Here is a 12,839-nt window from a genome sequence, read left to right as displayed (position 1 = left end):
ATTTTATGTTTTAGTAATTCAACAACGGTTGTTGATTTTTCAATGACGGTCCTTGAATTCGTGTGGTCACTCTGAGTGAATTATTTTGTAGCGTTAGCGAAGAAATCATGTGTATTGAGAAGTGTTAATAACTCCAAAAAGTTCATAATACCCTTCTCCTGCTGGTCGCAGCACTCGAACTGATGATGTAGTTTCTGTTTTGTTAATTCAACAACCGTTGTTGATTTTTCAATGACGGTCCTTGAAATTGTCTTGTCACTCTGAGTGTATTAGTTTGAAGCATTAGCGGAGAAATCATTATTATATAGAAGTGTTAATAACTTCAAAAAGTTCATAATACCCTTCTCCCGTTGATCTTAGCACTCGAACTGACGGTGTACTTTCGATTTTGTTAATTCAACAACCGTTGTTGATTTTTCAAGGACCGTCCTTGAATTTGTGTTGTCACTTCGAGTGAATTATTTCGTAGCGTAAGCGAAGAAATCATTTTTATCGAGAAGTGTTAATAACTCCAAAAAGTTCTCGATACTCTTCTCCCGTTGGTCGCAGCACTCGAACTGACGGTGTGGTTTCTGTTTTGTTAATTCAACAACCGTCCTTGATTTTATGTTTTAGTAATTCAACAACCGTTGTTGAATTTCCACTACGCCTAAAATTACATAGAAAGAAAATAAGCACTTTACATGCTCTGCAGAAAATAATAGTTAACTAGAAGCGTTTATAGTATAATGCGTTTTTGTTATAAGAAGTACTTATAGTATAAAGTGCCTATAAAACCGTTTGCTTATCCCCAATCTACCTAAAGACCAACATCAAAAAAGATGAAAAAAAACCTGCTTATTTTACTACTACTAGCGCTTTATCAACCTGTAGTATCACAATCAACCCCGTGTAAAACCGGTGGATCTTCTTCTTGTTTATCTTTAAAAGATCGTGGAGAAATTGTGATTACCCCATTAAACAAATTAGGCTGCAAAAAAGAAAAAGCACATTTGTATGCTAAATTTCCAAAAGTAACCTCCTACGCTAATTATGTATTTAAAGAAATTGGAGCCTGTACCGCAACAGATATGGATCCTTATCACGGGCAATTAAAATTCACCTATTGTTTGCCAAAAACTTGTCAGGAAATACGTATCACTATATTTGATTTTAATGACCCATATTTTAAAACAGAATCAGGAAGTATTCATAAAGAAATGTACCTCATGGCTTTTGATACTACTCCCGCTTCTGCAATCATAGGAGCACATGCAGCCACTAGTATTAATCATTTTGATAAAGAGATTATTGTTTCTCCACGTTTTGGTTCTATGGGTGGTAGTTCTGATATTGTTGGTTATTTGGCTTATGATAGCAACCAATACTTAATAAGTATAGAGATTGATGACGACCACAAGAAATTTAAAAAACCTAGCCAAGTAGAGCAATTTATTGGGGGTTATGTCACCCAAATTAAATTGTAATACCCTCGTTTATGACACATAAAAAAAGGCGCCCACAGGCGCCTTTTTCATTGATTTTTTTAGCTTAAAGTTTTATAGGTTGTTTATTAGCAAGGTTAATATCTTCTAGCATATCCTCTGTAAATTTATAATGCCCTTTAGTCGTGATAATCCTAAACCGATCAGATTTCATCCGGCTTATGGTATCTAAAAACAACCATTTGGTCTTTAGTAACCTAGGTTTCTTAGATTTTAAACTAATATCAAAAAAGTATTTTCTACCATTTTTAATCGCAACAATATCTGGAGTAATCTTAGAATCATGTCCTTTCCTAGCGTAGGATTTTGGAGTCTCATACCCTTCCATATCAGCTTTAATGTGCTCAAATCCAGTAGCCTCTAAATGAGTTACTGATTTCTCAATTAAGTTTTTGTTTTCTAATTTTTCATATTCGATCATAGTCTTGAAAGTACGTAATTTTTATACCACTACAAAATAATAAGCATTGATTAACAGTGTGTTAAGGTTTTAAAGCCGTTAGATTTTAGCCTTAATAAGACCGTTAAGTTCTTGTTAGGAATACCGCCTAACTAAAAAAATAGCCTTAATTTTAGGCAAATCGTGTTATTAAATTTGTATTCATGAAAAAACGCAGTTCATTACTAACCATTCCCCTTTTACTACTCACCTTATTTTCTTGTTCTAGTGATGATAAAAATGATGCTGTTTTAATTGATGATATCGCAGCAATACGCTCTGAATATGCTCCTGATAAACGGGTAGCTTTATTTGATGTTTCGGCATACCGTATAAAAAATAACTATACCTTATATGGAGAAAGTAACCTTCCTGATGCGGTAACGGCATTACGAGAGCGCTTAACAGAAGAAGGAATAGCATTTGTAGATGATATAAAACTTTTACCGGAAGAAGACTTAAAAGATACTACCTACGGCCTAGTGACCATATCTGTAGCCAATCTAAGAAGTAACCCTAAACATTCGGCAGAATTAGGCACCCAAGCAACTTTAGGCACGCCCGTAAAAATATTTAAGAAAGAAGGTTCTTGGTCTTTGATACAAACTCCAGATCAATATTTATCATGGGTAGATGATGGCGGAATTGTAGCCATGAATGAAGCCGATTTTCAACATTGGAAAGACGCGCAAAAAATGATCTATACCAAAATCAGCGGTGCTACCTATGTGGCTCCCGATGTAAACTCACAAGTAGTGTCTGATATTGTCGCTGGCGGAGTTCTTGAATTATTGGTAACCGATGAGGATGAAGGAAGTGATTTTTTTATGGTAAAATACCCAGATGGGCGTGAGGCGTATGTTTTAAAAACCGAAGCAGCCCACTACTCAGATTGGTTGGCAACGGCAGAACCTAGTCAAGAAAATTTAGTGACTACAGCGAAACAACTAATGGGCTTACCGTATTTATGGGGTGGTACTTCTACCAAAGGAGTAGATTGTAGTGGCTTTACTAAAACCATTTACTTTTTAAACGGAATGATTATTCCTAGAGATGCATCACAACAGGTGCATACGGGAGAAACTATTGATACAGAGAAAAACTTTAACGAGCTGCTTCCTGGAGATCTTTTGTTTTTTGGTACACCCGCTACAGAAGATACCAAAGAAAGGGTAGTACATGTAGGCATGTGGATTGGCGATAACCAATTCATCCATTCGTCTGGACAGGTACATATTAGTAGTATGGATAAAAAAGCAGCGAATTATGATGCCCATAACCACGATAGGTTTTTGCGGGCTAAACGTGTAGCAAAAAGTACGGTGGGTGCCCTTGTAGATTTAAAACAGACGCCTGTTTTTAATGACTAACACCATTAAAATTATTCATAAAAAAAGGTCCTACAACTCTGTTATAGGACCTTTTTTTTATGGGAATAGCTACTTATTCGTTTTCTTTCTCAATCACTTGGTGTGTTTTTAACCACTCTTCGCCTTTGGCATCTAAAAAGAAATCCATCCATACATAGTACATCACTTTTTCTTTTTCTACCGTAACAGAATGGCTAGATCCTAAGGGAATGTGTAACAAAGCATATTCCTCTAAAGGGGTATGCTCATCATCTGCATAAACAATCACATCATTTTCAGAAAGTCCTAAAAATAATTGCTCTAACATAGGGTGCTCATGCGGGTCTACTTTGTCTGGCCCTTTGGTTTGTACCGTTCCCATGGCTATTCTGGGAATAATCTTATTAGGCATTATCGTTCTACTCACGGTATTAGGGCTCTTTATAGGCTCCGTATACGGCTCACAATCGGTAAACTTCTTATAATATACCTGTTGTGTATTCTCTTTAGGAAACGTCTCTAAATCTATAAGATCTTGCTTGCTTAGTTTGCTTGCTATACGTAAATAATGAAGCGTATCATTCACTGCCGTGCTTACTTTTATTTGTTCAACGGCATTAGGCAATAAAATAGTTTCAGGAACAATAGCGTAATCGGTACCTGCAGCATTTACGGTACCATTCCCTTTAAAGAATAGGTAGATAAGCTTATGGCCAGGTGCTGTAGCATCAAGCACCGCGTTTTTTCCTGTTAATGCAATATGCTCTACATGAATCCCTTTTATCTCATCGGCTAATATGGTTTTAGCATACTGCTGGCTGTATTGTGGTAATAAAGTGTTTAGATTTTCTACGGGAATTTCTTGAGCATGGAGGCTCATCATGGTGGTTACTAAAAATGCGCCTAGTAACACTGGAAAACTTTTTCTCATCATTTTCAAAATTAGGACGATAATATACAAACTTAAAAGACTGCTAAACTTTTTTAGGCCTACTTTTTAGGCAATTAGACCATTTTTTAACTTAATTCCTGTTTTCTATGTATTTCTATAAAGAATCTGTTGCAGAGAAAAAGAAGCGTGTATGGCGATTAATTAGGGTAATAATCAATCACTTCTAAGGCCTCATCTATTAAGTATACATAGTTGTAATGCAATTTATCATTCTTATCAAAATTACCGTCTTTATTAGTGTCTTCAATACTTTTTACATACAAACGGTCTATTTCTGATATGATCTTCCACTCTAATAATTCATGATTTTTTGGCATCAAACGTTTAAAATTAGAGCCGTCTATTTTGCTGAGGTATAAGGTTTTTATATCCATACCATCTAAAACACCATCACTATTGGTATCAGCATCAATCACATCATAAATAAAAAGCTGTTTGCCGGTTTTCTCATACAAATCCCACAAGAAATGAGCAGACGTTATCATTATATTTTTATCGGTAAGCGGTACAAGTTTGTTGGTACCTACTTCTTCAAACTTTATATTTTTTAGCGTTCCGTTTAAGGTATAATTGTTATAGTCTGCAATACTAAAATTAGTACCCGCAGCATAACTCCAAGAGCTGGAAGTATACTTACGGTCTTTAGCATACAATTGCAATTCTCCTATGGGGTGCATCAAAAAGTTAGTACTGTCTATTAAGATGGGTAAATCTGCCACGACAACTACAGACGTGTCTTTGGCAAGCGTTTTAGCTTCTTGGTCTGTATAGACTACTTTGGGTTTTTTCTCTGTAGTACAAGAGGCTAGAAGTAATAAGGTTATTAGGGTACTAAAAATAGTTTTCATAGTTGTTTTTTTTAGGTCGATGCTCAAAACTATGTTATTGAACCCTAGGATTAAAGGGGCAACTAGGGAAGTGGCACTTTCCTTGAGGGAACAGGTTTTTTTTAGGGCGATGTTCCTATAGCGTTACCTTATAGCGTAGCAAATAAAGGCTGATGCTTTGTCTAAAAGAGGGATGCTTATATTGTACGATAAGTCCCTAGAAGTTATATCATAATTAACAGTGCTACGAGTATGGAAGATTAACTTCTAAAACTTCCACCAAGGTTTTTTCTTTGGTTTTTCTACGGTAATTTTTGTTTTTAAAAACTCAAAATATTTAGGGTCGTCGTCCGCAAATAATGCTTCGCCTTCCAAAGCATACGCTCTGGTAAGCTCATCTGCAGCCCTTTCTAAATTTCCGGTTTCTAACTGACATTGCCCAAGCCTTAAATGTATAAAAGGATTCCCAATGCCATTAGGGCAATGCATGGCATTGCTGAGGTTCTCTAGACCTGCTTGAAAATCTGCACCTAAAAAATTAGCATCGCCAATAGCCACTAAGATCCAAGTGGTAGCTTCCCATTCTGTTTTGGGCTCTGGTACTAGATCATAAGCATTCCAGTATGCGGTAAGGGCATCGCTATAATTACCTGTTTCGGCAAAAGCATCACCTTGCTCCGATAATTTTTCTATTTCAAGATGAAGATTTTCGTCTAATGTTTTCATTTTATTGTTATTTCAAGTGTTCTTTAAAAAAGGCGATGGTTCTGCTCCAGGATAAATCGGCCGCAGCTTTATCAAACCTTGGCGTAGTGTTATTATGAAAACCGTGGTTTACTTTAGGGTATATATGTGTTTCGTAGGTTATAGCATGTGCTGTTAAGACCGCTTCATAAGCTGGTATTCCTGCATTTACCCGTTCGTCTAATTCGCCATACTGCAAGAGTAGCGGTGCTTTAATTGTAGCCGCATCTTCTGCTTCGGGTTGTCTGCCATAATACGGTACTGCAGCGCCAAGCTCCGGAATACGTACCGCCAACATATTGGCAATCCATCCACCAAAACAAAACCCAACCACACCTATATGACCATTGCAGTCTTCATGGTTTTTTAAATAGTCATAGGCCGCTATAAAATCTTCTAGCATTTCTGCTTGGTTGCGCTCTTTTTGTAAAGCCCTACCGTCATCATCATTTCCAGGATACCCACCTAGCGGAGTTAAGGCATCTGGGGCAAGGCTTATAAAATCTGCTACCGCCACGCGCCTGCCTACATCTTCTATATACGGATTTAGACCTCTATTTTCATGGACCACGATGACTCCGGGAAGTTTGGTTTTAAGATCTTTTGGTTTAGAAAGTAAGCCTTTGATGGTACCACCACCTTTAGGAGAATCATAAGTAATATAGTCAGAATCCAGCGTAGGATCATTGGGTTGCACCAATAAGGTGTCTTTATAGTTGGGCGACATAAAGCTTAATAACGAAGCTACCGTAAGACCACCCACCGCGTAAAGCGATAGTTTTTCGGCAAATTGCCTGCGGTCTAATTTATTATGGGCGTAATCATCATACAGATCAAACACCTCTTGAGAAATAGCTTCTTTTTTTAAATCTTTCATAGCCTTATTATTTGTGCGTAGGAAAGTTAAGAATTTTTTTGTTGCTGTTTAAGCCCAAGCAGGTATGCCAAGCAATCGATAAATGAAAGGGTATAACGCTACAATTAAAACCAACCCTTACAGCTTACTACCGATGAAATGCATAGCGTTTCGGTAAACGGAAAATAGGAACCTTGTCATTAATCGGGGTTGTTTTACCGCTTAGCTGATATTCCTCAAGACAACGAAAAACAGTGTCGTTGGGCGAATCAGAACCTAGTAAAACAAGGTCTACTGCGTTCTACTAGTGTAACAAATTACAAGACATGAAAACTTTACTAATCACTCTTTTTTTAATCTTTACTGGAATAACGGCTCAAGCACAAGAGACCCCTAAAGAAGTGAAAGTAGAAACCACTCTAAAAACTATTGTTACAAAAACGAGCTATGAAACGTCTACAGCGCGATTATACATGTACAAAAATTCTAGAGTTAAAAAAGAATTGGCATTTACTACAAAAGCAAACAAGACTAAATTGGCTTAAGACAAGCAACGAACAGATTTTTAACTATTAGCACATACATTTTACCTAGTTCTTCAATAAAAATCATAATAGATAGCCCATTTCTTGGTTTGATCATTTTTTCCAAACATTAGACTTCCACTATCAATTACATTCAAATTTATTTTTTCATCGGAGGTAATTTGAAATACAAATTCAAAGCCTTCTCCAAAACCATCAGCAATACCAATTCCTGGCTGACAGAAAGAAGGATACCCTCCAAGCTTATGTTCATATTGGTGGAAATCTGCAAGGTCATAATAATCATCAATAACACCCTCATTTTCAAGGGCTAGTATCTCATCTTCCATTTCAGGAGTTAATCCTCCGCCATCCCAAAGTGGGCAGTCTTTTTCTAATGCTGGTTTTAGAGGAAAAGCCTTAATGAATGATTCCGGATTAGATAGGTCTTTAAGTACAATGCTATCTAAATTCTCATACTCACGAATAACCCAATGCTGTCCCATTTCTTCAAAACATTCCGGGTATGTATTAGCGATAAAAACAGTTATTATTTTTGTTTTTGATAGTTTAGTAGGAACAAAAGGTAGGTTTGGAAGGTAGAACTGTGCTAAGGGAAACATTAGAGCTCCGTTTGCATCAAGAGGGATGCTTTCTTCTTTCGTATAAACGCTTACTTTCCCAATCCAACTTTCTTCAATAGTATGTTCAGGTCTAAAACCGCCCACCTTAAAGATGGTGGCTTCTTTAGAAATTTTATGTTTTACTTCTTCTGGTGTCAATATTGATTTCCTTTTTTCAATGAGTTTAGAAAATATAGTGCCTTATAAATGGTTTAGCAACCGTAAGACAAAGTAATATTTACGTATTTTATTTCTGTAGTACCATTGCTATGGTGTAACACAATCTTTAGAAGAGTATCAGCAATAAAATGTACTAATGGTCTCCCTTGGTAGCTCATCGTCGCTGTAGTGCCTCCCATTTCTCCTGGGTAATGCACCAGCGTATCGTTTAATTTTAAATTTACCTGTCTAGCGGTTTCAATTTTTTCATACCGTATTTGCGGAAATAAGGCCATATGTCTTGTAAGTGGTAGTTCTTTAAAAGGGCCATACCCCTCCCAAGCATATTTTTCTTTTGATTTTGATGCATCAAAATTATATTCCCAAACCGATTCTTTAAACGTATAGAACAATTCAATTTTAGTGGTGTTTACCTTCGGTTCAATATAAATTAACCGGTCTCCTAAATCATTAAATACCGCTTCATACATAAACAGGGTATCTTTTTTTACCATAGTAGAAGTTTCAGAGCCCTTCTCCGTTTCATAAAAATAAAAGCTGAGATCAAAACTGTTAAACTTTAAGGTGCTTGTTTCCGTGGTAAGCGCATCAGAAGGGTTGTACGGTTTGTGTTCATTTTTTAATAAATACCCACTAAATACATAACCGGTTAAGATGGGTTTGTTTTCCCAAGCGTTACGCATCGTTTTAACTTTAAACCAGTTTCCGTTTACGGCTACACCATGATCTGTAAGAGACAAATAGGTACCCGTATCTTCTAGCAATTCTACATATTCTCCAGGAGGGAATTTCCCCAATTTTTCACCATGAATAGAAGCTTCACTCCTAACCGTAAGGCCATTTTTAGCAGCAACCGTATAGATAGGATTGTCTTTGGGTTGATGTTGAGACCGTAGCTTAAAAGGAGCAGATAAAATAAAAACAAAGAGTATTAGGTACAGGTTTTTCATATAAGGTGGGTTAAAATTTGCTGCCCTTTAGCGCATCATAAGATACAGTTTTCTGCTTTTATAGCGTGCGGAAGAGTAACAGGAAAGCAATAAACGCTAAAAAGTAGAGCGCAAGACCTAAATAGAGTTCTTGTAGGTGTTGCTTAGCTTCTTGTGTACGTCCATGCACTTTTAAGAAGGCGATGTACCTAAAATGCTTGTTATAGGCAAAGCCTGTTAAAATAGGGCTCCAAGGTTTTTTTTCTAAAGCCGCGTTAACATCCGTATGGGCAACGGCATATTTTTGTGCCAATCGCTCTTGTTCATACCCCGATAATTTACGCAAGGCATATTCTTTTTTGAGTGCTGCTAGCGTACTTGTATCAATGGCATGGTTTTGTAGCAATTGGTAGAGCTGGTAGTTATCTAAAAGGGCTATTTTATGGGGTTCCATGATTTTAAAACGGAGTCTTGTACTTGTAATTGTTTAACCGCTATAAGTTCTAATAAAAAAAATGGTTGTCTCTCTAAAAACTGCTACCTAAGAATAGTTGCTGATATCTGGTGCTTGTAAACAGATAGGTTTACTTCTGTGTTTTATTCTACGATGGGGACTATTTCTATATGTATTGGCGGTGGAGGTGGCGGAAGTTGCCTGTTATAATCAAATATGACTTTTAGTAGTAAACTTTCTTTTTCTTCGCTATTCACCTCATCAAATACTCTGGTGAGCAGTATTAAAGAATGCTTTAATTCCTTTGCCGTCTTGTTTGTATCAAGCGTAATTTCAATGGCGGCTCGTTCTGGAGAATCTGCATACTGATATGCTTTTCCATTATTGGTATAGTGTCTTTTTAAGATCCATTTCAATTCGCTTATAGGGTATCCCTTGTCTACAAGTATAGAATCTGAAGTGATACTTAATATGTTTTTTGATTTATAGAGTCCGTTACCACGAACAGACGGCATTATTTTTTTTACCAGTGCGCCATCTTTAAAGCTAACTATAGTTGTTATTTCTGTAGTCTGATTTTTACTAAGCCAATCTGTAATGCCTTTAAAATTCATCGTAGAATGATCTAATTCTAGAAGCTTCGTGGCCTCTTCTTCTTGAAGTGCGTGAAGTGAATAATACCGTTTCTCTGTTGGTTGGTTTGCACAACTGATAAGCAGGAACAATTGTCCTACAAGTAGGATCTGTTTAAGATGTTTGCGAGAGGCAAAGTCAGTTGAGGAAAGATTCATAGTTTTCTTCTCTAAAGCCCTATTATAAATCTACTTGTACACATTTGAGTATATGCAGACCATACTTTTTAAGCCTTTAAGTCCGTATTAGGTAAAGAACATGTCTATTAGAATTCTTTTTCGAACTCTCTTTTTAATTCCCTTTTTTCAAGATAGAGATAACAATTTTCAACAGGTCCTGCATTGGTTATCGCAATATATGTTTCGCCAAATTGCTTTTCTCTTTCGGCTCTAATATCTTCAGCACTAAATATTTTTTTTGCAATCGGGTCAATGATACTATCAAATTCCTCTTTTGAAATAGTTGGGTTCTCAGTAAAGATCTTATATATTTTTTCTGAAATGGTTTGTGTTCCTACGCCAATCATTTCAATAGGCTTATCCTTTCCTTCATTCATTTTCAGCAAATCAAAATAGGCTATTTGTCTAATTTCATCACCCTTAGCATTGAGGTTTACAATCTTAAAATCGCGATCAAGATTTTCATTTTTCGAATCAGGTTTTAAGATTATAATATTGTTGAAAACATTTAGAACCTCATATTTTTTAATGCCTATCGTAAATTGTTTGCCTATATCTTTTGGGGTGATTACTACTTTGTCATACCCAGAAGGAAAGCTTGCCTTTAATTTTACCGTCCCAGAAATACCAAGAGTATCTTTATTTGATTCCATCTCGAAAGCGCTTCTAATGGTTCTGTAGTGGTACGAAAATTGTTGACCATTTTTGATTCCTGAATTGGATATAGCACCAAAATTAGTTCGTGCGTTTTCTTTTAGACGTATTGGGTTTTTGTTTGCATCAAATAAGGTATAGTCCACTAATTCTATGGTAAAGATGTCGTCAAGATTTTCAATACCTTCTACTTTAGAGCTAAAGACCACATTAATTTCCTCAAAATGACCTTTCTCTACAGCAATAGACCCATTAGATATTATAGTATCTAAACCCATAGCCAAATTTTCCATGCTGCTATTGGATAACTTATCCCAAGGAGCCACGTAATCCTCTTTTATTTTATAGGAAAGCTCTCTTGTTTTAAAGAGGTCATTCCCCATACCATAGGTTACTTTTTTAATAAATTCTAGTTGTTTTAACGCGGTGGAATCTATTTCTTGCCCCATAACTGTTTGACAAAAGCCAATGGATAAGGCTAAAAAAGATAAGAGTAGTTTGTTCATTTTTTAAATATTGGTGCTGGCTATGAATACTACGCAATTTAAAAATTAGTACGTATCCGTTAATCGTTTAGTTGTTTTTTTTATTGAAAACCCTAGAACATATATTGTTTAGTGTCGTCTCTTCCGTTAGTTTAAAAATGTCTAATACATAAGAAATACTCTCAGCGTTCCATGCATATTTTGTCAAGTTTTGGTTGTATTTTTTTAGGAGTTCTTCTAAACTTCTTTTATGAATAACACCACCAATTTCTTTTTCTAATAGTTCTAAAAACTTAGACACCGTGTCTATGGATACAGGCCAATTTTCTTCTGCTTCTAGTAGTTTCTTCACTATTTGCTGGTCCGCTTCATTTTGAAAGTTCTGCGCTTCCAAATGGTCAAAGAAATCGTTGAGGTTCTTAGTCATTTAATTTTAAATAACGACCATCCGTAAAAGCAATAAACTCAAGACCTCTAGTGACGGAGAATACGATGTTTTCAATACTGCTATTTTCGGTACAGTCTTGAAATACGTATACATTGTCAAAATCAAAATCATGCTTAGAATAAGTGGTAACTTGCGCTTCTAAAGGCATATTAACTATGGCTTCGCATGATAACTGAAAACGGCTTTGATAATAGGTATCCATAGACGTCAGTGTATTTATACCAAATGCCCTATCTATAGCTGCTGTTACGATAATGTCTAGGGTAAGGTCTATAGCAGAAAAAGTTAGCGTGCTACTTACTTCTTCTATTTCTGTAATGCGGCAACTATCTGGCCCATCTCTTCTAGCCTCTACAGTGCTTATTCTGGGTGTACTGAGCGCTAGTACTTCTACACCATTGTTATCTGTAAAAAGTAGCTCCTGGCTCGTTGTATAGGGTATTATGGCTTTGTCATAGTCATTTAAGGTATAGGTGTTTTCAATAACGTCTTTACAGCAGCCGCTTATTAGAAAAAATAAGATGAAGCTTAAAGGGGAGAGTTTCATGTGCTTGGTTTTTAGCTTTTGAAGTTTATTTGTTTGTGAAAATTTTTAGAAGAAAGCAGCTCTGTGCCAAAAAATGTAATGGTTATTAGAAGAACAGAAATTTTAGGCATACAATTTATCACGAGTATTTAAGTGACTAAGTTAGCACTTATAAACCAAATAGAAAATAGGTTATAATTTTCGTAATTAGACTACAGCGAGTAATTTTCTAGTATTTTTTATGCTACTACAGGCACTTCCTGTTTAAGGAAAGGAGGCGGTTCTTAGCTATTTAAGTTTTGCCATTCTTTTTGACTTATAATTTCTTAATTAAAATTTGGTGCGCAATTTAAATTATCATTATAGGGTTGAATGTGCTTCCAGAAGGCTTTACCAGCACTATTATAATGATCCATCGAATAATTTGACTGAGTCGATGAACTTACTTGATAAAGGTATTCATTACACGAATATGAATATTGTTTTTTAAAACAGACTATAGCAAAATATAAGGTCTTATAATCAACTCTTACTGTGTAAAAAGTGACTTTGG

15 protein-coding genes are annotated in these 12,839 nt (G+C 36.0%); 3 read left to right on the top strand and 12 right to left on the bottom strand.

Features of this window, described 5'->3' with window-relative positions:
- The first annotated feature begins 821 nt into the window (after positions 1-821).
- Positions 822-1,466: a hypothetical protein gene (locus M666_RS05065; RefSeq protein WP_029447493.1), complete on the top strand. Its 645-nt coding sequence runs from the start codon at positions 822-824 to the stop codon at positions 1,464-1,466.
- A 64-nt stretch (positions 1,467-1,530) separates the two neighbouring features.
- On the opposite strand, the gene M666_RS05060 is transcribed toward M666_RS05065, so the two are convergent.
- Positions 1,531-1,905: a hypothetical protein gene (locus M666_RS05060; RefSeq protein WP_029447494.1), complete on the bottom strand. Its 375-nt coding sequence runs from the start codon at positions 1,903-1,905 to the stop codon at positions 1,531-1,533.
- 182 nt (positions 1,906-2,087) lie between these two features.
- On the opposite strand from M666_RS05060, the gene M666_RS05055 reads away from it, so the two are divergent.
- Positions 2,088-3,293: a C40 family peptidase gene (locus M666_RS05055; RefSeq protein ID WP_029447495.1), complete on the top strand. Its 1,206-nt coding sequence runs from the start codon at positions 2,088-2,090 to the stop codon at positions 3,291-3,293.
- A gap of 73 nt (positions 3,294-3,366) precedes the next feature.
- On the opposite strand, the gene M666_RS05050 is transcribed toward M666_RS05055, so the two are convergent.
- From M666_RS05050 to M666_RS05035, 4 genes are all read right to left on the bottom strand, one after another.
- The gene (locus M666_RS05050; RefSeq protein WP_226989952.1) at positions 3,367-4,206 is read right to left on the bottom strand and encodes a hypothetical protein; all 840 of its coding nucleotides are present in this window, start codon (positions 4,204-4,206) and stop codon (positions 3,367-3,369) included.
- 155 nt (positions 4,207-4,361) lie between these two features.
- Entirely contained in the window at positions 4,362-5,072 is a 711-nt protein-coding gene (locus M666_RS05045) for a hypothetical protein (protein ID WP_029447497.1), read from the bottom strand.
- Between the two features lie 246 nt (positions 5,073-5,318).
- Entirely contained in the window at positions 5,319-5,777 is a 459-nt protein-coding gene (locus M666_RS05040) for a tetratricopeptide repeat protein (protein ID WP_029447498.1), read from the bottom strand.
- A gap of 7 nt (positions 5,778-5,784) precedes the next feature.
- Complete coding sequence (locus tag M666_RS05035) at positions 5,785-6,672, bottom strand: dienelactone hydrolase family protein (RefSeq protein ID WP_029447499.1); 888 nt, start codon at positions 6,670-6,672, stop codon at positions 5,785-5,787.
- Positions 6,673-6,977: 305 nt separating this feature from the next.
- Between M666_RS05035 and M666_RS05030 the strand changes: the two genes are divergently transcribed.
- Positions 6,978-7,196 carry a hypothetical protein gene (locus tag M666_RS05030; protein ID WP_029447500.1) on the top strand — a complete coding sequence of 73 codons (219 nt, stop codon included), beginning with the start codon at positions 6,978-6,980 and terminating at the stop codon, positions 7,194-7,196.
- A gap of 53 nt (positions 7,197-7,249) precedes the next feature.
- Here the strand turns inward: M666_RS05030 and M666_RS05025 are convergent, their stop codons facing one another.
- The 7 genes from M666_RS05025 to M666_RS04995 form a co-directional block, all read right to left on the bottom strand.
- Positions 7,250-7,957: a DUF1963 domain-containing protein gene (locus M666_RS05025; protein ID WP_193353730.1), complete on the bottom strand. Its 708-nt coding sequence runs from the start codon at positions 7,955-7,957 to the stop codon at positions 7,250-7,252.
- 53 nt (positions 7,958-8,010) lie between these two features.
- Entirely contained in the window at positions 8,011-8,928 is a 918-nt protein-coding gene (locus tag M666_RS05020) for an SH3 domain-containing protein (RefSeq protein ID WP_029447502.1), read from the bottom strand.
- 58 nt (positions 8,929-8,986) lie between these two features.
- Positions 8,987-9,361, bottom strand: coding sequence for a hypothetical protein (locus M666_RS05015; RefSeq protein ID WP_029447503.1), 375 nt, complete (start codon positions 9,359-9,361; stop codon positions 8,987-8,989).
- A gap of 143 nt (positions 9,362-9,504) precedes the next feature.
- The gene (locus M666_RS05010) at positions 9,505-10,152 is read right to left on the bottom strand and encodes a hypothetical protein (RefSeq protein ID WP_029447504.1); all 648 of its coding nucleotides are present in this window, start codon (positions 10,150-10,152) and stop codon (positions 9,505-9,507) included.
- A gap of 107 nt (positions 10,153-10,259) precedes the next feature.
- The gene (locus M666_RS05005; protein ID WP_029447505.1) at positions 10,260-11,333 is read right to left on the bottom strand and encodes a hypothetical protein; all 1,074 of its coding nucleotides are present in this window, start codon (positions 11,331-11,333) and stop codon (positions 10,260-10,262) included.
- 67 nt (positions 11,334-11,400) lie between these two features.
- A complete protein-coding gene (locus M666_RS05000; protein WP_029447506.1) occupies positions 11,401-11,739 on the bottom strand; it encodes a hypothetical protein in 339 nt (112 codons plus the stop codon).
- Positions 11,732-12,307 carry a hypothetical protein gene (locus tag M666_RS04995; protein WP_029447507.1) on the bottom strand — a complete coding sequence of 192 codons (576 nt, stop codon included), beginning with the start codon at positions 12,305-12,307 and terminating at the stop codon, positions 11,732-11,734. The genes M666_RS05000 and M666_RS04995 overlap by 8 nt, the downstream gene beginning before the upstream one ends.
- Positions 12,308-12,839 lie beyond the last annotated feature (532 nt).

Source organism: Cellulophaga baltica 18 (genome assembly GCF_000468615.2).
In the GTDB taxonomy this organism is placed as follows: Bacteria; Bacteroidota; Bacteroidia; order Flavobacteriales; family Flavobacteriaceae; genus Cellulophaga; species Cellulophaga baltica.
This window is presented reverse-complemented; position numbering and strand designations above follow the sequence as displayed.